Here is a 20,269-nt window from a genome sequence, read left to right as displayed (position 1 = left end):
ACAACGCAGCCAAGCCAAGCAATTGAACCACCCGAAATCCGATGCCAGTCCCTGGCATCGGATTTTTTTTTGGAGCGGCGTAAGCCGCGAAGCTGGCACACCTTAGGTCGAGGCGGCACCAACGACTGCAAGCACCACCAGCTTCGCTGGCTTACGCCGCTCCCACAACCGAATACACGTCCCTTCTTCGCATACGTGAACAGATCGACTGCTTTGGCAGGCGTACCTCTTCAGGCCGCTCAACTCGTGCCCTTCGCGGCCGATAAACCGGTATCCCCTCACGCAGCGCTGATACCGCAAGGTAACCAGCGGATTCGATGACTATCTTCTCGCTCTGGAACAACTACATTTCCAACATCTCCGTCAGGCGCAAGCTGAACCTGCTGACGGTCCTGATCGTGATCGGTGTGATCACGCTGGCGGTCATCGCTGCCCGCATGCAGTACCTGGATCTGTACGAAACCCGCAAGGCTGCGCTGCGTGCCCAGGTGGAAATGAGCTACGGCGTTCTTGACCACTACGCCAAGGAAGCGGAAACCGGCGCGATGCCGCTCGCTGACGCACAGAAGTACGCGATGGCCGCGCTGCAGAAGATGCGTTCCGACGCTGACGTCAACTACTTCAACATCTACGACACCAAGTACGTGTTGCTGATGCATCCGTTCCGTGCTGACCTGGTCGGCAAGGACATGAAGGACTTCCGTGGCGAGGACGGCGTCCGCGTCTACTACGACCAGGTCGAAGCCGCACGCAAGGGTGGCGGCTATGTCGCCTATAGCTGGGCCAAGCCGGGCAAGGATGGTGTGGTTGGCAAGCTTGCTTATGCAGGCATGTACAAACCGTGGAACTGGGTGGTCTCCAGCGGCGTCTACATGGACGATCTGCAAGGCCAGGCCCTGAAGTTCACCGCAATCATGACGGTGGCCGGTGGTGTGTTGGTGCTGCTGGTGCTGGCCTTGAGCTGGATCATCGGCAACCGCATCGTGCTGCCACTGCGCAATGCCACGGCCGTGGCAACCGCCATCGCCAAGGGGCGCATGGACAACCACATCGCTGCCCCCAGCAAGGACGAAACCGGCCAATTGCTCAGCAGCATGTCGCATATGCAGGACCAGCTGCGGGCGGTGATTGGCGCGCAGGCCGAGATGGCTCGCCAGCATGACGCCGGCATGATCGGCTACCGCATCGACGCCAGCCGCTTCCCCGGCGATTACGGGGTGATGGTTGAAGAGACCAATGTGCTGGTCAGCAACCATATCGACGTCAAGATGCAGGTGATCGCACTGGCGCAGCGCTATGCGGTCGGTGACCTCAGCCAGGACATGCCGCTGCTGCCCGGCGACAAGCGCGTCATCACCGACACCATGGCCGCAATCAAGACCAACCTCGCCGCCATCAACAGCGAGATCAAGCGCCTGGGCAGCGCAGCTGCTGCCGGTGACTTCAGCCAGCGCGGCGATGAAGACCGCTTCGAGCACGACTTCCAGGCGATGGTGCGTGCCCTGAACACCATGATGCAGGTCAGCGACGACAATCTGGGCGAAGTGTCGCGCCTGCTGCAGGCACTTGCCGATGGCGACCTCACCGTCAAGCTCAGCGGCGACGCTCAGGGCGTCTTCGCCAGCATGCGTGAAGACGCCAACAGCACCGTCTCCCAGCTGGCCGGCATCGTCTCCGGGATCCAGCAGTCTGCCGCCAGCATCAATCTGGCCGCCGGCGAGATTGCCACCGGAAATGCCGATCTCTCGCGCCGCACCGAAATGCAGGCTGCCAACCTCGAGGAAACCGCGGCTTCGATGGAGGAACTGACCTCCACCGTCCGCCAGAATGCGGAATCCGCACGCCAGGCCAACCAGCTGGCGATCGGTGCAGCCGGGGTAGCCTCACGTGGCGGGCTGGTGGTGGAAGAAGTGGTCACCACCATGGGTCAGATCCAGCAGTCCTCACGTCGCATCGCCGACATCATCAGCGTCATCGACGGCATCGCCTTCCAGACCAATATCCTGGCGCTGAACGCCGCGGTGGAAGCTGCCCGCGCCGGTGAGCAGGGCCGCGGCTTCGCCGTGGTTGCCGCCGAAGTCCGTACCCTCGCCCAGCGTTCGGCCGGAGCCGCCAAGGAGATCAAAACCCTGATCGAAGACTCGGTCGAGCGCGTGGACGAAGGTTCGCAGCTGGTGCAGCAGGCCGGCACCACCATGGGCGAGATCGTCACCGCGGTTCAACGCGTCACCGACATCATGGCCGAGATATCCGCTGCCTCGCAGGAGCAGTCGGCGGGTATCGAGCAGGTCAACCAGACCGTCATGCAGATGGACGAAACCACCCAGCAGAATGCCGCACTGGTCGAAGAAGCCACCGCCGCAGCACGCGCAATGGAAGAACAGGCCACGTTGTTGGATGAAGCGGTGGCGGTATTCCAGCTGAGCGCCCAACCCGCTGCGGCCAAGCAGCCACAAACGCTGGCCATGGCCGGCTGAGCGCGCATATTCCATGATCGACATCGACAGCACCGAGCGGGACTTCGAGTTCAATGACCGTGACTTCCGCCGCGTCTGCGAGCTGATCCACGCACGTGCAGGCATCGCGCTGGCGCCTGCCAAGCGCGACATGGTCTACGGCCGCTTGTCGCGACGGCTGCGCAACCTTGGCCTGCGCTCGTTCAAGGACTACCTGGACCAACTTGAGCAGCATGGCGGCGAGGAGTGGCAGGCATTCACCAATGCATTGACCACCAACCTGACCTCGTTCTTCCGCGAGCCGCACCACTTTGACAAGCTGCGCGAAGAGCTGCAGTTGCGCGCCCCACGAGCGCCACTGAAGCTGTGGTCGTGTGCCGCTTCCACCGGTGAGGAGCCCTACTCCATGGCGATCACCGCCTGCGAGGCGTTCTCGTCGATGACCCCGCCGGTACGCATCATCGCCACCGACGTCGACACCCAGGTGCTGGCCACCGCCAGCCAAGGCGTGTACGCAATGGACCGCATCGCAGGGCTGGACCCGGCGATGAAGCGTCGTTATTTCCAGCGCGGCAGCGGCCCCAATGAAGGCAAGTGCCGGGTTGTGCCGGCGCTGCGCTCGCTCATCGAGTTCCGTCCGCTCAACCTGCTGGCCAACCGCTACGACGTGGGTGGTCCGTTCGATGCATTGTTCTGCCGCAACGTGATGATCTACTTCGACAAGCCCACCCAGCGCGGCATCCTCTCGCGCCTGGTGCAGCATATGGACGATGACAGCCTGCTCTATACCGGCCACTCGGAGAACTACCTGCATGCGGCCGATGTGATCCAGCCTTGCGGTCGCACGCTTTACCGTCGCAGCCGCAGGAATGGCGCATGAAGAACCTCCAGCAACACCCAGATGAGGTGATGCGCTACCGCGACACACGTTTCCAGACGATTGCCGCCAAGCTGCTACCAACCCAGTACCTGGTGGTGGACGACGATACCGCCTTGACCACCATCCTCGGCTCCTGCGTGGCCGCCTGCATCCGCGACCCTATCCTCGGCATCGGCGGCATGAATCACTTCCTGTTGCCCGAAGGCAATATCGGTGACGGTGCGCCCGCGCGCTACGGCAGCTATGCAATGGAACTGCTGATCAACGACTTGCTCAAGCGTGGAGCGCATCGCAAGCGCCTTGAGGCCAAGGTATTCGGCGGCGCCAACGTGCTCAAGGGCTTCACTAGCAACCCGGTGGGTACCCGCAATGCGGAATTCGTCCGCCAATACCTGCGCGCCGAGCACATTCCCATCGTTGCCGAGGACCTGTGCGGCATTCATCCGCGCAAGATCTGGTTCTTCCCCATCACCGGCCGAGTGGTCGTGCAGCGCCTGCCGCATGCGCACGACGCCGAAGTGGTCGCCACCGAAACCGCCGTCCGCGCCCGTCTGTCGCACACCCCGGTCAGTGGTGGCGTGGAGTTGTTTGAATGAATCTGCAGGCCCCCTGCCGGGTTTTGATCGTCGACGACTCGGCCCTGGTCCGCCAGGTGCTGACCGAGATCCTCGCCGCCGACCCGGCCATCGAAGTCGTCGGCACCGCAGCGGACCCATTGCTGGCACGCGAGAAGATCAAACGGCTCAACCCTGACGTGCTGACATTGGACGTCGAGATGCCGCGCATGGACGGCCTGGCCTTCCTCGAAAACCTGATGCGCCTGCATCCCATGCCGGTGGTGATGGTGTCCTCGCTGACCGAGCGCGGCGCCGATACCACCCTGCAGGCGCTGTCATTGGGCGCGGTGGATTTTGTCGCCAAACCCAAGCTCGACGTCGCCCGCGGCCTGGATGCGTATGCGGAAGAAATCCGCGGCAAGGTGAAAATGGCCGCCCGCTCGCGGGTCCAGGCAATCGCCGGCGGCCCACGCCGCCCGCCGCAGCGCCCGACCAGCGCCAGCAGCCTTGGCTTCCGCACCACCGATCGACTGATCGCCATCGGCGCCTCCGCTGGCGGTACCGAAGCCCTGCGGGTGGTGCTGGAATCCATGCCCGCAGATGCACCGGCCATTGTCATGACCCAGCATCTGCCCGCCAGCTTCAGCACCGCCTTTGCCGAGCGCCTGGACCGGCACTCGGCGATGTCGGTACGCGAGGCCAGCGACGGCGAAGCCATCCTGCCCGGCCACGCCTATCTGCCCGCTGGCGGCCAGCACCTGCGGGTCATACGCGACGGCGCCCGCTGGCGCTGCAGGGTCGACGACGGCGTGCCGGTCAACCTGCACAAGCCAGCGGTGGATGTGCTATTCCGCTCGGTTGCCGCCAATGCAGGCGCCAATGCGGTCGGGGTGATCCTCACCGGAATGGGCGAAGACGGTGCCCGCGGCCTGTTGGAAATGAAACAAGCCGGTGCACCTACCTTGGCCCAGGATGAAGCCAGCTCCGTGGTCTGGGGAATGCCCGGCAGCGCGGTACGTCTTGGCGCTGCCGATGAGGTGCTGCCGTTGGAGCGGATAGCCGAGCGCATTCTCGCCATCGCCCGCGGCTGAGACGACAACCCGGGCCACGGCATCAATGGGAGGATCGCACGCGCCATGTCGTGACCGCTCGTGACCGCTCGTGACCGCTCGTGACCGGCATGTTGCAGTCGGTAACAATGATCTCGACCGGCTCTTCCACCTAGCAATCGAGTCCTTCGCACGTATCCCGACGTCCCCCCGCTTTCAGTAGCGGGGCCCTTTAGAGTCCAGATTTAATCGTAGCGGCTTTGGCCGCCAACTGTTGGGCATAGGCGGCCGGTGTCAGGCCGCCTAAGATCTTCTTCGGTCGCTCCTCGTTGTATTCCCGCCGCCAGGTTTCGATCTCGGTACGTGCGTGCAGCAGTGTGGGAAACCAGTGCTCGTTGAGGCATTCGTCGCGTAGGCGGCCATTGAAACTCTCGATGCGGGCGTTCTGATTTGGCTTTCCTGGCTGGATCAAGCGCAACTGCACGCCTCGCTCGTAGGCCCATGCCACCATCGCCTTGCCGCAGAACTCCTTGCCGTTGTCGGTCCGGATCACCTGCGGCAGACCTCGGGTCAGTGCCAGCCGGGCCAGCACTCGTGCCACGCCGTAGCCGGGGTCGCCCGCTCCACCTCAATCGCTACCGCCTCGTGCGTGGCATCGTCGACGATCGTCAGCGCCTTGATTACACGACCCTCGGCTGTGCGATCGAACACGAAGTCCATTGACCAGACCTGATTGGTTGCCTCCGACCGCAGCAACGGTTGACGCTCGCCCAGCAGCACTTTCTTACGCTTGCGCCGACGCACCTGCAACTTGGCCTCCTGATACAAGCGTTCCAACCGCTTGTAATTCACCGGCCACTGCTCCTGCCGCAACTTCAGGTAGATCATCCCCACGCCGTAGCGCTTGTGTCGCTGCGCCAGCGCCAGGATCCGCTCGCGAAGTTAGACATTGCGATCGGGGCGCGGGACATAGCGCAGTGGGCTGGCGCTCATCCGTACCACGGCTAGTGCCCGCCTCTCTGTGAGCCCGCGCTCCATCAAATGCCGCACCAGCGTCCTCCGCGCCGGTGCGCTCACCACTTTTTCGTAGGGCGTCCTTGATGACGTCGTTCTCCAGCAACTGCTCGGACAGCAGCTTCTTCAGCCGGGCATTCTCCGCCTCCAGCTCCTTGAGTCGCTTGGCCTCCGGCACACTCATGCCGCCGAACTTGCTGCGCCATAAATAGTAGGACGCCTCACTAAACCAGTGTCGGCGGCACAGCTCTTTCACCGCCATGCCGACCTCTGCCTCACGCAAGAAGCCAATGATCTGTTCTTCGGAAAAGCGCTTCTTCGTGTCCAATCTCCGTCTCGTTGGGGATTGAACTCCAAATCGCCGCGCCACTCAAAATCGGGGGGACGTCGGGTGGTCGACAACTTCAGTCGGGAATGCCTGGCCATTGTCATCGGGCAGAGCCTGCGCGGCGAAGATGTTGTCGAAACGCTGGACCACCTGCGGCAGGAACGCGGTTCACCGCATCGGGTTCAGGCGGACAACGGCCAGAGTTCATCAGTATCGTGTGACAAATAGGCTTACGATCACAGCATTACGATCGATTTTGCGCGCCCTGGAAGATCCAACGATAACGCCTTCCTCGAATCTTTCATTGGTTCATTGCACGACGAATGTCTGAACGTGCACTGGTTCCTATCCCTTGACGACACCCGCCAGAAGATAGAAAACTGGCGAACTGACTACAATCATTTCCGTCCGCATTCGTCCCCGGGGAAATGCCCGCGCCAGCGCAGTTCGCCGAGGCATTTCGGACAGCCCCAAACACCCCGATTTTTCTACCTTAGATCGGAATGCATATTGCGAGATCAATGGTGCCAGAGCGTTTTTTATACAGGTAGCAGCTTAGATGAAAGACGAAACGCAAGAAACGCTAACACACGATGAGATAGTTGAACTCTCCTCCTTTGGGAGTAAGCCAAGCGATGACTATATGCGCGTTGTCGATATGCTGGACAATGTTGTTCGAGAGTGTATGTACGTGTCACGAAGCTATAGCGGCATACCATCCCCAAGTACCAAGCACTACTATTCGTCCGTCTTGTTTACGGCACTTGTGACCAAGGGGGTGACTCTTGCTCAGATCATGCCCTTCACTCCTTGGGCGGAAAAAAAAATCGAGCACTGGGATTACGCTTCTGCTGCCGGAATTACTCGAACGATGCTGGAGCTTCGGATCGCGTTTTACTATCTATGCACTGAGGAATGTGACGAAAAAGAATGGGAGTGCCGTTGGAATATATTTAATCTCCACGACTGCTCCTCTCGCATCCGCATTTTCACAGCAATTGAAAACAATGAAGAAGTAGAAAAACTGTCGCAGGCCGCCGGCGAATTACGTGAGCGAATCAGGGCAAACCCATTCTTTGATACCCTGCCAGAGAAAAAGAAGAAAACTGCGTTGCATGGGCAATCAGCTTATCTTTTTCCGCTTGAGGATATAGCTGAGAAGGCTGGAATTGAGAAGACCAAATTTAGGTGGCTCTACGTTCTTCTTTCATCTCACATCCATGCGTTGCCGATGTCTTTCTTTCGCATTGGTGAGGAGCGCGGCAGAGGGCTTCCAACGCCCGTAGAGGAAGGTTATACGTCAATATTTTTGTCACTTGCATCCACATTCCTCGTGAACACGCGTGATGAGGTTCATTCCTTGTTCCGAGATTACAAAGCGAGGGCGGATGATATAATTGAGCGTGAAAACCGGGAAGCCATAGAGGCCATACAAACCTCGGAGACTAAGATAAGGGCCGCAGCTTCTGACGGCATGAAGGTCGGAGAGACGAAATTATTGCTCTCTACTGAGACTATGAGCATTGAAGCAACTCTGATACAGGAAGGCACAGTAGAGGTGCGTTACCGAGATGCCAAAACAGGGGCGATTGTGCTGCAAAGCACTGAGTCGGAAGTGGGAGCATATCTCGATCTTTACGATCTCTACTACTGGACGTTTATGCTGAATGGCGAGCGCGTAACTAACGACCAAATGAGCTTCATAGACGGAAGCGATTTTGCGTTCAAAGCTGACCCACACACTAGAACGCTACATTTCAAGCACGGTTAATAACCAACGCCCCCATGCCTCTTGGTGGTAGGGGTTAGGGAGGAACTTGGTTTAACGTCTGATGACAGCATGCGCATGGCTGGGCTAGGCTAGGCTTGCTGGAGTAGGTTCCTTCTTAGCAGATGTTTGTCACTGCCTCAGCGCGCCCGACTTGCTTTCCACAGGCTCTCATGTGGCTCCCAGCCGCTTGCCGCCGCATCGGCTGCAAGCGGCATGAAACAGAGCTAACGTATTGCCCTGTATGTGGTTTCATACTTCGCGTGATTTTCACGAAAGTCTTGACGTGGGCCATTTTTATGATGTCTCGCTCTTCAGTGACGCGACGCAACTCAATTTTTAGCCGGTGAACCTCCTCGTTCTGATCAACCTCAACGTAGCGACCTACCTCTCCTAAGCCGTGCTGACGTCTCCAACCGTACACACGGTGGGCCGGTACTCATACTCAGAGATTGCTGTTCTCGCCGCACAACCAACCGGAGCTCAATATCGCCCAACCGACTCAATCGAAAGCGCCATGCTGAATAATTGCCGCTGAGGTTGCAGAAGTGATGCTTGGTCAAAGGTACTTACCTTGGAGCTAGACACCATCCCTATTGCAAAGGAAAATGGAAAAAACACTGAGTACCTGCCATGGATGCCCCCTCCCTTCGCCTGTATATTCCGATCCCGGCCAAGCCCTTTGAGCGTGTCCTTCAGGATTTATGGTATGTGACCACCAGGCCCGCCAATGCCTTATGGGTAGACCTGACTGACGACGACATAAAACAGGTCCGTGAAATTCTAGGGACAGCGCGAGACAGATATGAGGAAGACGCAAGGGAGGCCGCGTGGTTCTATCTCACGCAAGCCCAGATGCTCGTCGCGTACCGAGATGGAGAATCTGACAAGGAATTTAAGTATTCTGACGAGATGGCAATAAAGCGTTTTACCGCAACGAACGGGGCCATTGGCGGGAAGGCTCCGCGGGCAAAGTTACAAGCCGACCGCAAACAAATCACCAAAAAAATCCTTGCGGCTCATAACAAAGCGCCGTTTAAGTACAAGACAGAAATGCGTAGCGCATTGTTCGCTCTGGATGAAGGCGATGGTCGCGACGAAAATTGGTTCCGCCGCATTCTTAAGGCATGTCCGGAGTTGGACGAACTCTACAAGACGCTGAAAAAGAAGCGGCACTCCCCAAAGACAGGTGCCGGCCATTGACCGGCACCGCATATTTATCCTGATCACGCACGCCTAGTATGGCCCCCCGACCCCAAAAGTTCGAATGCGCGGGCCAGGACGAAAGCGCAAGTACATATCTTGCTTTGAAAGGTACCCAACCGCTTCTTGGACAGCATGCCATTTCTCAGCATCAGCGCGATTAACCATGCCTATTCCGCAACGTTCGTACTCCTCCTTGTTCTTGTTGCAGCTAAAGAACATCCCTTTTCCCTTGGTCACACTGTGACGCCAGTAGCTACCTATGATATCCGCAATGCAGATATCCTTGGCCAGTTTCTGACCATCGTAAAAGATGGCAAGGTGATAGTGATGCCCCTTCTGCAAGCCATATTCAAGCCGCCAAACGTAGCCGGCCAGATGTTTCGATAGCGGACCTTTACGCAGGTACGTCAACAGCTTGTTGCGGTGCTGTTGCGCATCCTCCAAACTAATATCGAGAGCCGAAATATGTCCAGCTTTTTGAGTTGACGAGTAGTAGCCTACATCCAAACGCAGAACAAGGGTTTTTGAATAGCCCTCCCTTAGCCCTGCCAACAGCTTCCGAGCGGATCGTTTGTTCTCCTGCTCACAGCGCTTGAGATTGCGCATTGCACGCCCGAAGGCAGCACCTTTGCCAAATGCTCGCATTTTCTCAATGGCAGCATTGACCCTTCCAACGTCCTGTGAATACAGTCGCCTCCCGGCACAAAACACGCGCATTGGCGCAGCAAAACGCTTAAAGAGGATGTAATAGGGGCTATGTCGATGGGCTGAAAAGAACTCAGAAACCCGCTGTAGATCAAAGTTTACACACATCAGAAACGTGGTTCCCAGTGCAGTGCACTTCGTGAAGGATCGACCGCCGTCACTCACCACTTCGAACAGTGGCGTCCTTGACCGCATTAGTTTCCCCATCATATCCACAATCTGCTTCACGGCCGAAGTCGCTGACTGCTGATACGTAATGATTATTGTGCCATCCTCATTCCATAGATACGCGCGGCGCTGCATATCACCACTCCGTGCTGCTATTCCCATATTCCACCTCTCTACGCCCATTATATATGCCAATTAACTGAGCTACTAACCAATAACAACGTTCATTCCTAGTCACAGCAAAGATGCACAAACCTTACCGGGCATGTGCCATTTCGCCAAATCAAGTAATTAACTTTATTACTAAATAAGGAAAACTACCGGCCAGGCAGGAGTGCTCCGTACCGCCATAAGATCCCGCATGGATGCGTCGATCTCATACTTAGTGAAGCCCGTCGCTTTGCCAAAATGCACGGATCTAGGAAAGGTCGGCCAGTGGCTGGGCGAATTCTCATTGAGATGCGCATAGGAGGAGCGACGAGCAATTCCCGGCCTTTCTTGGACCTCCACTCGTCGCACCACCTGAAGCAAGTGGGGATTATTCCGCTGCACGTGATGCCTCCGTTGTATGGATGGCAACAGACTAAGCAGCAGTACATCAGACAGATAGCCGTCTAGCTTGTGTAAAAAATTACACATCGCAACCAATTGAATTTAAAGTTAAAAATTAACTCAATGGAGCTAACTTTCCTTCTTTGGAGCTAAATTCCCACGGCTCCGAGACTGCCTTAAATCAACCCTACCCCCCTCCCCCCTACGTCAGGTTGTGCAAGACCTCGGCGCGAGCGGGACCATTTGCTTGAACGACCACTGGGGAGGTGTGCGATATCACTCGCAGGGCCTCACTGGCCAGTGACCGGTCCAATCGCCAACTGAACGGCGGTCGCGCAAAAATTTGAGCCAAGCAGAGTTAGTCGAGCACTGCCGACAAACCGTTACGTCGGCTATTTAAGTACAAAGCAGAACCGAACATCACTGTTTCGTACCGACCGCTCCCGGCGCGGTCTTCGTGGCAGCTGAGAGTAGCGATGTCCCCAGCACTTTCAGGCGCCTGGATGCTGGTTCAGCACCCCGTGATTATCGAAAAGAGCACCAATTGCCGTTACCTATGCGACAGGAATAAGGGTTGGGCGCTGCGCAGGTGCAGGTGCAGGTGGTTAAGCTTCCCGCTGTGGAGCAGTCCGCGTTGCGCCGAAGGCAGCAAAGAGTGCCGCGCTGCTATGCAGATAGCGAGGATAGGGCAAAGCAGAAATGCTAGCACCGAGAAATCGATGTTTCGGTCTGAGCATGTAAAACCTCTTTTGACCTCAGACAGACGGTTTATGGGGTCCACGTGCGAGATCCCATACGCATCGTTTTTGGCAGCCCATTTTTTGAGACTATATCTACGGGCAATACTCTAAAAAACCCTACCTGAATCACAGGCGGAAAAGCTGCAGTCCTACGGCGTTTGATAGATGACCGCCCCTCCTGGATAAGCGAAAATGGCGTGAGCGCGTGGCAGCGAGCTATTTGTCACTCTACCGCCAGTCACTGCAATCCTTCCTCCTTGATTTCGCTGCTCTGCACCCACCCCAACCACTTCCGTTAGCCTTTATCGCCTAGGCTTTTGCAGACAGACCGCCTATTCCAGCAACGCTGCAAAGCGATCAGCCAAAGCTCACCAGCAACGATCAATAGCCACGGCAGTGCCGGCGGAAGTAAAAAGGCTACCGCCCTTCACATACAGCGCTTCGTGTTGAAGTTTCAAGTGTTATAGCGCTGCGACAGCATCCCTGAAAATCCGGTGGGTGGACGTACGCTGACATTCAATTACCCCGCTTGAGCCGTTACTACCGCGCCCAAGCACTGCCTTACCAATCGCGTGCCGCGTGCATGCGCCGCGCGCAACGCATCCAGCAGCGCCGTTGGCGCGGGTTCCACCGAGTCATGCCAGCCCGGCACCACGCTGGTGTGTGCGGTAACCAGCACTTCTAGCCCAAGCGTGACGTCGATGCTGATTGGTGGTCGTTCCACTCATACGCAACGAGCGATTATTCTTTTACAGCGATTAATAGCACGAATATGCCTCAGCATGACCTGAAAAAAACAGGCCGTCCCGGCCAGAGCGAGTACCGAAGTACTCGCTCTGGCGTTCTGACGATGCTTAATCAGTCGACAGCTCGCTGTCTTCCTATCGGGTATTCCAGAGTCTTGTTTCGCTGAAGCCGCCTGAGATCGACAGCCACGCTACGTATCACGAAGCTGGCCATGGTGAACAGCTATAGCGCTCCGAGAAGCACTACATCCACTCCGTGGCCGTTGCACCCCGTTGTCATGACTTGTAGCACTCACGGCAAGTGCGCGCCAGCAACCCGAATAGGACTCCTGCCGCAAAGACCGCCAAGTACTCGATGGGGGAAGAAGATCGATGAATAATCATGATCGTTCCTTGTACATAACTTCCCCGCCGCCGTCGATGACGCTTCCAATTTCGCTCCTCACGGACACGTCAGACGGAGATCCGCCGCTCGACTACAATTTGCGCTGACCCACTGTCGCATTTCCAGCTGGATAACACCGACGGGATTGCCTTTGGGGTTGATGCATAGCACTTGCGAACACCGTAGTTCCGGAGCGAGCACATCCTCGTTTGCAAGGAAGATCAATTGCCCTTCCAGTTCGCGGTCTTCAGGTTCGCCCATGTGGCCATATGCGCACCAGATCGCTTCGAAACGTTGCTCATCAACCTGACAGTCCAGATCTGTCCAGATCGGATATTTGCTCAGAAAGCGGGCGCTACTGTCGAACACATGATCATAGGCATCGATGTTTCCGCTTCTGAAGACGGCATCGAATTTTTTAAGTTGATCAGCCAATGCAGGCTCATCCAGAGGAAGTTCACGAACACCTTCTGCCTTGAGCTCGTCTACCGGTAAGGTTTGCGTCGAAGGGGCAGCGGGCTCCACTGTGTCTGCCGAGACTTCGTTGACGGTGCTTTCAATTCCAGGAAGACGGTCGCAGCCCACGAGCGCTGAAAGGACCATACCAACTAGTACAAATTTTGATTTCACCTTCTTTCTCCTTAAATCAATGCATATTGATGAACCGGCCTGCGTTGATCGCAGCCCTTCATCGTTTCATTCCCAACTGTTACGGAGTTTTTTTTGGCGCCGGGTCCGCATCCGCCGCCAGCCGAGCGCTTTCGGTCAACACATCGATCTGGCGGACCTTGATCTGTCCTGACAAAAGCGGGCTGATCACCATGTAAACGATGACGGCCAAAGCGGTCAGCCAAGCCTCAATGGCGATCGCGTAAAACAGAAAAAAGACATGGAAGGTCCAGAAAATTATCGGAGACAGAAGTCCCAATCCTTTGCGCATCTTGATTCTATTAACTACGACGTTGTTCTGGAGAACGGGAAGCGGGAGACGCCCATTCTTTAGGCTTAGGTAAGCCCGGAAGCTAACGGGAATGATGAAGAAGATAAGTGAAAGGGTGTAGATGAGAACGCCCATTTGGTATAGCTCCATTGAGGTAAGAAAATCGTGGAGGGCTTGTGTCAGTGGCCCATGACATAGCTCAGGATCGGGGTGAGCATCTTGTTCTGATACTCGACCAGGACGTTGCCGTCCCCTTGATCGGTGTCGACCCGATAGGTGAAGTGCACGGACCGCTCGCGGCCTTGATGGTCATAAGCGATGCCTGCGTCGCATCGGTAGCTGTCGACAGCCCCGTCGTAACCAAGGATCCGAATTTTGTTGATTTCACAGGTTTCGAGGATTTCCATGAACTCCTCAGCACTTCCTCGCCGAGTCTGCGAGGCATATGTCTCCACCTCCATCTCGATGGCACGATCGAGTACATCCAACGTGTCCAAATCTCCGCAATCGGGAGTCCTTCCTGCACAACCGGCAAGAAGAACTGATGCCAGAAGCGTGCTGGCGAAATCGGCCCCTTTCACGTAGTCCCCCCCTTCGAGCCATAGGTAGTAGATAAGGCCTGACGGCCGTTGACGCTAAACCAGCATACAGCAAATGCTAATCTTAGTATGTCGAATAGTAGTATTCAAACCGACACCATCCCCCGATGGCTCGGGCCGCTCATGAAACTCAACTGGTCTCTATCTTCGCCACCAATGTCCGGCGGTTAAGGAGAGAGCGCGGGCTGTCGCAAGAAGAGCTAGCCGAAGCGGCTGGCGTCCATAGAACTTATGTGGGCATGATCGAGCGCGGCGAGAAGAACGTGACGATCTACAACATCGAGCGCATCGCGTTGGCACTCGGAGTCTCCCCTGGATCGCTTCTCGACTGAATCTACGACACTAGAGAGGCTTTGCCTCCGCCCCCCCCTAATGATTCCGCAGCCTCCTCAAGGCGCTGCGCCCTAACCAGATAGCTTCCAGCTCGGAGGCGGAGCGCGTTCACGGCCTCCCTAACCTTCGCTCGCTGCCGCCATTTCCCCTGGTCCGCCGATCTCTCCAATTCCCGAGCTTGGCGATCCAAGTCCGCCGCTTTGGCACGCGCCTGCGCGGCCTTGGTCAGGGACCAAAGCCTTTCTCTTTCCGTCATATTTTTCCTCGATGGGACCCTAAAGGTGCCCGAGCTGTGCCATGGACGTGCTGCGATCTGCAGCCACGACGAAGTGATCCAAGACTCTCACCTCCACCAACGCCAGTGCGTCCTTCAGGCGTGAGGTGATTGCCCGATCTGCTGCCGAAGGCTCACAGTTTCCGCTGGGATGGTTATGGGCAAATAAAACAGCGGCAGCGTTTTGGAGCAGGGCACGCTGGGCCACTACCCGGGGATGGATCACTGCGCCATCAATGGAACCAGAGAACAGCCGCTCCACCGTAATCAATCGATTACGTGTATCCAGGAACGCAACATCGAAGTGCTCTCGGGTTTCGCTTCCCAGACGCAGACGAAAGAGCCTCCCCGCCACCTCTGGATCAGCCAGCAGAGGCCCGCTGCTTGCTGCCCTGCCTTCGAGTATCCGCAGTGCCCTGGCGATGATCGCCTCATCCCCTCCGGCAGGATTGTCCAAAGCCGCCTCCAGGGACGGCGTAGGGAACGGCTGGGAGGTCATGCGGCCTCCCCCACCAACGCGCCCCATTCTTTTCGCTTCAGCAACGCCCCCTGACCAAACCAAGCCGCATCCAAACGATTTTCAATGCTCTGTGCCCGCCGATGGTGGTCTACGAACTCAGTGACGCTGCTCAGAACACCAAATGCCGTACCCCAACTGGTCTTCAGACCCGCCCCTCGCCCTTGTCCGTCATACAACGCCCGCACCTTGGCCACGGCCTGCTCGTTCACCACCTCTTTTCCCGTCTGAGATGCCGGATAGGTCAGCAGCCTGCGCGGCAGAGCATCGACAGAATCCGGATCAATGGGCGTGTCACACAGCATTCGCATGCGCTCCATGAAGCCCTGCCAACCGGCGACGGCAAGGCCCAGCTGGCTTTTGACGCTGTCTGGATAAAAGGCACTGCGATGGGACACCTTAATGGCCCCAGTGCCTTGGCCAACTGCGATCTGCGCAGTGTTATTGCAGACCACTTCAATCGAGGTGAACTGCGCGGTGTTGGCGAGCGTTCCATCGCAGGCGGTGGCCACCAGAAGATAGCCATTCACCTGGTCCTGACACTTCAGAGCCACACCATGGCCGATACGTGCCATGGCCCAGAACTTGCGTCCGCCCCGCAAGACACCAGCCGTCTCCAGTTCGAAGCCGCTATACCGGATGAGGTCCCGATAAAAGTCGAGAATTTCCCCAGGTTGGACCACTTGGTAGCGTTTGGACACCACGGCCAAGGGCCACTTGGTGTCGGAGCGGAAAAGCACCTTTTGGATAGGGTAGGACCGCATCGGATATTGGCCCACGTCCTCTGCAGCGAAGCGCACTCCGGCCTCTTTCACAGACCAATTCATGCCGGCGCGTTCGCGCCAAACCTCGAACGATTGCTCCGCAGCCAACTGGTTACCCATGCCATGCCATGGCACTTGGCCCGTGAAGGCCATCGTTTCTACCTGATGCATTTGATTTCCTTTTTTCAGTTGACATAACGCACAAGGCCCGGGCGATGCCGGGCCTTGTGCGTATGCATGGTTGACGGGGGGTTAGTCGTAGGAGTCGCGACCGAGCTGGTCGGGACTGGTAAACGAACATCGTACGACGGCCGATAAAATGGCCGCAGCCACGATGAAAACGCAGTACAGAAATTCAGACTTGTCTTTCATGAGGGGACAGTACCCAGTGCGTTGGCGCTAGCGCATTACGCTCACGCAAAGCAGGAAGATCCTTGCTTCACTGGAGTAGTACGGGTTTGAAAAAATTTCAAATCGACCCTGTGAAACCACCGTGAGCAGATACCGTATTGGATCAGAATCCTCATCGACCACCTCTGACAAAGCCTTGCCCTCTGGACTCAGAACTCGATCACAATTAGGTGGGAGCGTCGACACTGCCTTATCGAAAATTCAACTTCATTCTATCTGACAAGATAAAGACGAAAAGCATCGAACGTGAGAGTTAGACAGTCGCCCTTCCTGATGAATCATGCTCCTTGTCCTCTTTGTCCAATCACCCAACAAAAAACCCCCGGCTTTCGCCGGGGTTTTTCGTTCAGCACTCATTACAGATAAAACTCAGGCGTTGACCGAATCGGCCACGTCCTTGTAATCGCTGATCTGGTCGAAGTTCATGTAACGGTAGATCTCGGCACCTGCCGAATCCAGCACGCCAACGTCGGCCATGTACTCTTCCTTGGTCGGGATACGACCCAGACGCGAGCAGATCGCGGCCAGTTCGGCCGAACCTAGGTACACGTTGGTGTTGCGGCCCAGGCGGTTCGGGAAGTTGCGGGTCGAGGTCGACATCGCGGTGGAGCCTTCGCGGATCTGCGCCTGGTTGCCCATGCACAGCGAGCAGCCCGGCATTTCCATACGTGCGCCAGCGGAACCGAAGGTGCCGTACACGCCTTCCTTGGTCAGCTCGGAGGCATCCATCTTGGTCGGCGGTGCAACCCACAGACGGGTCGGGATGTCGCGCTTTCCTTCCAGCAGCTTAGCAGCGGCACGGAAGTGACCGATGTTGGTCATGCACGAACCGATGAACACTTCGTCGATCTTGGCACCGGCAACTTCGGACAGGGTCTTCACATCGTCCGGGTCGTTCGGGCAGGCCACGATCGGCTCGTGGATGTCGGCCAGATCGATTTCGATGACGGCGGCGTACTCGGCGTCGGCATCACCCTGCAGCAGTTCCGGGTTGGACAGCCATGCTTCCATCTTCTCGATGCGGCGTGCCAGCGAACGCGCGTCCTGGTAACCCTCGGCAATCATCCACTTCAGCAGCGTGATGTTGCTGGTGAGGTACTCGATGATGGGCTCCTTGTTCAGGTGCACCGAGCAACCAGCGGCCGAACGCTCAGCCGAAGCATCGGACAGTTCGAATGCCTGCTCGACCTTCAGGTCCGGCAGACCTTCGATTTCCAGGATGCGACCGGAGAAGATGTTCTTCTTGCCAGCCTTGGCCACGGTCAGCAGACCGGACTTGATCGCGTACAGCGGGATCGCGTTGACCAGGTCACGCAGGGTCACGCCGGGCTGCATCTTGCCCTTGAAGCGCACCAGCACCGACTCCGGCATGTCCAGCGGCATGACGCCGGTAGCAGCGGCGAAGGCGACCAGGCCCGAACCGGCCGGGAACGAGATACCGACCGGGAAACGGGTGTGCGAGTCACCACCGGTGCCGACGGTGTCCGGCAGCAGCATGCGGTTGAGCCAGCTGTGGATCACGCCGTCGCCCGGACGCAGCGAGACGCCGCCACGGGTGGAGATGAACTCCGGCAGGGTGTGGTGGGTTTTGACGTCCACTGGCTTCGGGTAAGCCGCGGTGTGGCAGAACGACTGCATCACCAGGTCGGCCGAGAAGCCCAGGCAAGCCAGGTCCTTCAGCTCGTCACGGGTCATCGGACCGGTGGTGTCCTGCGAGCCCACCGAGGTCATCTTCGGTTCGCAGTAGGTGCCCGGACGCATGCCCTTGCCTTCCGGCAGACCACAGGCGCGGCCAACCATCTTCTGCGCCAGCGAGTAACCCTTGCCGGTATCGGCCGGCTGCACCGGCAGACGGAACAGATCGGTGACCGGCAGGCCCAGCGCTTCACGCGCCTTGGCGGTCAGGCCACGGCCGATGATCAGCGGAATACGGCCACCGGCGCGCACTTCGTCGAACAGCACGTCGCTCTTGACCTGGAACTCAGCGATGACGGCACCGTTCTTCAGTGCCTTGCCGTCGTAAGGACGCAGCTCGACGACATCGCCGTGCTCCATCTGCGACACGTCCAGCTCGATCGGCAGTGCGCCGGCGTCTTCCATGGTGTTATAGAAGATCGGGGCGATCTTCGAGCCCAGGCACACGCCGCCGAAGCGCTTGTTCGGGATGAAGGGGATGTCTTCACCGGTGAACCACAGCACCGAGTTGGTGGCGGACTTGCGGCTGGAGCCGGTGCCGACGACGTCGCCTACGTAGGCAACCAGGTGACCCTTGTCCTTCAGCGACAGGATTTCCTGGATCGGGCCGCGCTTGCCGTCTTCTTCCGGCACGAACGGTGCATCCGGACGCTTGTTCTTCAGCATCGCCAGCGCGTGCATCGGGATGTCAGGACGGGTGGTGGCGTCCGGTGCCGGCGACAGGTCGTCGGTATTGGTTTCGCCCGGCACCTTGAACACAGTGATGGTCAGGCTCTGCGGCACTTCCGGCTTGCTGGTGAACCACTCGGCATCGGCCCAGCTCTGCAGCACGCCCTGTGCATTGGCGTTGCCGGCCTTGGCCTTTTCCTGCACGTCGTGGAATGCATCGAACACCAGCAAGGTGTGCTTCAGGCCTTCAGCGGCGATGGCGCCGACTGCGGCGTCGTCCAGCAGCTGGATCAGCGGCGCGACGTTGTAACCGCCGAGCATGGTGCCAAGCAGTTCGGTGGCGCGCGCACGGCTGATCAGTGCGTTCTTCTCGCTGCCGAAGGCGATGGCGGCCAGGTACGAGGCCTTGACCTTGGCGGCGTCATCGACACCGGCCGGCACGCGGTTGGTGATCAGGTCGAGCAGGAACTCGGCTTCGCCAGCCGGCGGGTTCTTCAGCAGCTCGATGACGTCGGCCGTCTGCTGTGCAGTCAGCGGCAACGGCGGGATGCCAAGCGCGGCGCGCTCGGCTACGTGGTGGCGGTAGGCTTCCAACATGACAACTCCCGGGTGTAACGGTTAAAGAATGGATGGGCTCTCAGGCTTGCGGCACGATCAGCTTCAGGCCCTTGAAGTAGTCGCGATAAAACGTGTCGTTCCAGGTGATCAGGCCATCGCACTGCAGCAGTGCATGCGCGCCAACCATGAAATCGTCGATGCGGCGGGTATCGCCGCTGCGCTGCCGGTGGCGACGATGCATCTCGCCAGCACGCAACGCGGATTTGGCTTCCAGCGGATTGAAATGGACGCCCATTTCTTCCAGCGCACCCTGCACCTCGGCGCCGCCGCGCAGTGATGCGCAGATCTCCGCCAGCGTGGTACCGCAGAGGACCACCCGGCCACCGACCAGCGCCTGCCGCAGGCAGGCTTCCACCGCATCGGCACGTGGGCCGTCGCTGAGCAGTTCGATCAGGACCGGGGAATCAACGGCGATCATCATGCCTCGCCGGCCTCGTCACGGACGGTACGCACGGCCTGTTCGGCCGACTCGAACCCGTCGAGGGCGAACTTGCCGCGGGCACGAGAAATGGCGTCATCCACGCTCTTGCGCAGGATGATGCGGCTGCCCTCCAGCTCAACCTTGAGCTGGGTGCCCTTGGTCAGGCCCAAAGCGTCGCGTACGGCCTTGGGCAAGGTGATCTGCCCGCGTTCAGCTACGGTGGCTTCCATGGGACCTCCAATGAAGTATGTACGAATTATACATACTTCGACCGGCATACCCCAAGCCCACCTCTGTAGCGCCGCCCCATGGTCGGCTGGGCTTCACCTGTAGGGCCGAGTCGTGCCCGGCTGAGCTTCGCCTGTAGCGCCGAGCCAAGCGCGGCGGGGGGGCCCCCGGTAAGCCCCGGCCGCGCATGGCGACGGCCGAAAGTGACCGCGCGGCCGGAAGTGCCCGCCACCCCGCGGGTGCGAA

General features: G+C 58.3%; 18 protein-coding genes and 2 pseudogenes. 8 read left to right on the top strand and 12 right to left on the bottom strand.

Translation table 11 applies throughout. The features are described 5' to 3' along the window. The first annotated feature begins 317 nt into the window (after nt 1-317). Genes AC1VWL_RS14480 through AC1VWL_RS14465 form a run of 4 tightly spaced genes read left to right on the top strand, consistent with a single transcriptional unit; the run spans nt 318 to nt 4,984 of the window. The gene (locus AC1VWL_RS14480) at nt 318-2,477 is read left to right on the top strand and encodes a methyl-accepting chemotaxis protein (protein ID WP_482987159.1); all 2,160 of its coding nucleotides are present in this window, start codon (nt 318-320) and stop codon (nt 2,475-2,477) included. A 13-nt stretch (nt 2,478-2,490) separates the two neighbouring features. Continuing rightward, the gene (locus AC1VWL_RS14475) at nt 2,491-3,336 is read left to right on the top strand and encodes a CheR family methyltransferase (RefSeq protein WP_303749783.1); all 846 of its coding nucleotides are present in this window, start codon (nt 2,491-2,493) and stop codon (nt 3,334-3,336) included. Next, the gene (gene cheD, locus AC1VWL_RS14470; RefSeq protein WP_303749782.1) at nt 3,333-3,932 is read left to right on the top strand and encodes a chemoreceptor glutamine deamidase CheD; all 600 of its coding nucleotides are present in this window, start codon (nt 3,333-3,335) and stop codon (nt 3,930-3,932) included. Before AC1VWL_RS14475 ends, cheD begins: the two co-directional genes overlap by 4 nt. Beyond that, nucleotides 3,929-4,984 (top strand): protein-glutamate methylesterase/protein-glutamine glutaminase, encoded by a 1,056-nt coding sequence (locus AC1VWL_RS14465; RefSeq protein ID WP_482987158.1) that lies wholly within the window; start codon nt 3,929-3,931, stop codon nt 4,982-4,984. Before cheD ends, AC1VWL_RS14465 begins: the two co-directional genes overlap by 4 nt. A gap of 190 nt (nt 4,985-5,174) precedes the next feature. Here the strand turns inward: AC1VWL_RS14465 and AC1VWL_RS14460 are convergent. Next, nucleotides 5,175-6,218, bottom strand: a pseudogene (locus AC1VWL_RS14460) (IS3 family transposase). A gap of 309 nt (nt 6,219-6,527) precedes the next feature. On the opposite strand from AC1VWL_RS14460, the gene AC1VWL_RS14455 reads away from it, so the two are divergent. After that, nucleotides 6,528-6,881, top strand: coding sequence for an integrase core domain-containing protein (locus tag AC1VWL_RS14455; protein ID WP_482987168.1), 354 nt, complete (start codon nt 6,528-6,530; stop codon nt 6,879-6,881). Continuing rightward, the gene (locus AC1VWL_RS14450) at nt 6,844-8,055 is read left to right on the top strand and encodes a DUF5677 domain-containing protein (protein ID WP_482987157.1); all 1,212 of its coding nucleotides are present in this window, start codon (nt 6,844-6,846) and stop codon (nt 8,053-8,055) included. The genes AC1VWL_RS14455 and AC1VWL_RS14450 overlap by 38 nt, the downstream gene beginning before the upstream one ends. Nucleotides 8,056-8,346: 291 nt before the next feature. On the opposite strand, the pseudogene AC1VWL_RS14445 reads toward AC1VWL_RS14450, so the two are convergent. Further along, nucleotides 8,347-8,491 (bottom strand): annotated as a pseudogene (locus AC1VWL_RS14445) (transposase); the annotation flags it as partial. A 194-nt stretch (nt 8,492-8,685) separates the two neighbouring features. On the opposite strand from AC1VWL_RS14445, the gene AC1VWL_RS14440 reads away from it, so the two are divergent. Next, entirely contained in the window at nt 8,686-9,255 is a 570-nt protein-coding gene (locus AC1VWL_RS14440; RefSeq protein WP_482987156.1) for a hypothetical protein, read from the top strand. A gap of 33 nt (nt 9,256-9,288) precedes the next feature. On the opposite strand, the gene AC1VWL_RS14435 is transcribed toward AC1VWL_RS14440, so the two are convergent. From AC1VWL_RS14435 to AC1VWL_RS14415, 5 genes are all read right to left on the bottom strand, one after another. Further along, the gene (locus AC1VWL_RS14435) at nt 9,289-10,266 is read right to left on the bottom strand and encodes a YagK/YfjJ domain-containing protein (protein WP_482987155.1); all 978 of its coding nucleotides are present in this window, start codon (nt 10,264-10,266) and stop codon (nt 9,289-9,291) included. A gap of 1,677 nt (nt 10,267-11,943) precedes the next feature. Continuing rightward, nucleotides 11,944-12,147 (bottom strand): hypothetical protein, encoded by a 204-nt coding sequence (locus AC1VWL_RS14430; RefSeq protein WP_482987154.1) that lies wholly within the window; start codon nt 12,145-12,147, stop codon nt 11,944-11,946. A gap of 464 nt (nt 12,148-12,611) precedes the next feature. Continuing rightward, nucleotides 12,612-13,184 (bottom strand): hypothetical protein, encoded by a 573-nt coding sequence (locus AC1VWL_RS14425; protein WP_482987153.1) that lies wholly within the window; start codon nt 13,182-13,184, stop codon nt 12,612-12,614. Nucleotides 13,185-13,263: 79 nt separating this feature from the next. Next, a complete protein-coding gene (locus AC1VWL_RS14420) occupies nt 13,264-13,629 on the bottom strand; it encodes a hypothetical protein (protein WP_482987152.1) in 366 nt (121 codons plus the stop codon). A gap of 44 nt (nt 13,630-13,673) precedes the next feature. Further along, nucleotides 13,674-14,075, bottom strand: a complete 402-nt coding sequence (locus tag AC1VWL_RS14415) for a hypothetical protein (RefSeq protein WP_482987151.1) — start codon at nt 14,073-14,075, stop codon at nt 13,674-13,676. Nucleotides 14,076-14,200: 125 nt separating this feature from the next. On the opposite strand from AC1VWL_RS14415, the gene AC1VWL_RS14410 reads away from it, so the two are divergent. Beyond that, a complete protein-coding gene (locus AC1VWL_RS14410) occupies nt 14,201-14,425 on the top strand; it encodes a helix-turn-helix domain-containing protein (RefSeq protein ID WP_482987150.1) in 225 nt (74 codons plus the stop codon). Between the two features lie 276 nt (nt 14,426-14,701). Here AC1VWL_RS14410 and AC1VWL_RS14405 read toward each other — a convergent pair whose 3' ends face one another. From AC1VWL_RS14405 to AC1VWL_RS14385, 5 genes are all read right to left on the bottom strand, one after another. Next, entirely contained in the window at nt 14,702-15,199 is a 498-nt protein-coding gene (locus AC1VWL_RS14405; protein WP_482987149.1) for a JAB domain-containing protein, read from the bottom strand. Then, a complete protein-coding gene (locus tag AC1VWL_RS14400) occupies nt 15,196-16,152 on the bottom strand; it encodes a DUF932 domain-containing protein (RefSeq protein WP_482987148.1) in 957 nt (318 codons plus the stop codon). Before AC1VWL_RS14400 ends, AC1VWL_RS14405 begins: the two co-directional genes overlap by 4 nt. 609 nt (nt 16,153-16,761) lie before the next feature. Further along, nucleotides 16,762-19,353, bottom strand: a complete 2,592-nt coding sequence (gene acnB, locus AC1VWL_RS14395; protein WP_482987147.1) for a bifunctional aconitate hydratase 2/2-methylisocitrate dehydratase — start codon at nt 19,351-19,353, stop codon at nt 16,762-16,764. Nucleotides 19,354-19,393: 40 nt separating this feature from the next. Beyond that, nucleotides 19,394-19,792, bottom strand: coding sequence for a type II toxin-antitoxin system VapC family toxin (locus AC1VWL_RS14390; protein ID WP_282271408.1), 399 nt, complete (start codon nt 19,790-19,792; stop codon nt 19,394-19,396). Then, nucleotides 19,792-20,025: an AbrB/MazE/SpoVT family DNA-binding domain-containing protein gene (locus tag AC1VWL_RS14385; protein ID WP_282271410.1), complete on the bottom strand. Its 234-nt coding sequence runs from the start codon at nt 20,023-20,025 to the stop codon at nt 19,792-19,794. Before AC1VWL_RS14385 ends, AC1VWL_RS14390 begins: the two co-directional genes overlap by 1 nt. Nucleotides 20,026-20,269: the final 244 nt, after the last annotated feature.

Source organism: Stenotrophomonas sp. STEN063 (genome assembly GCF_056854515.1).
Note: the sequence above shows the minus strand (reverse complement) of the source record. Positions and strands in the feature narration are given on the sequence as shown.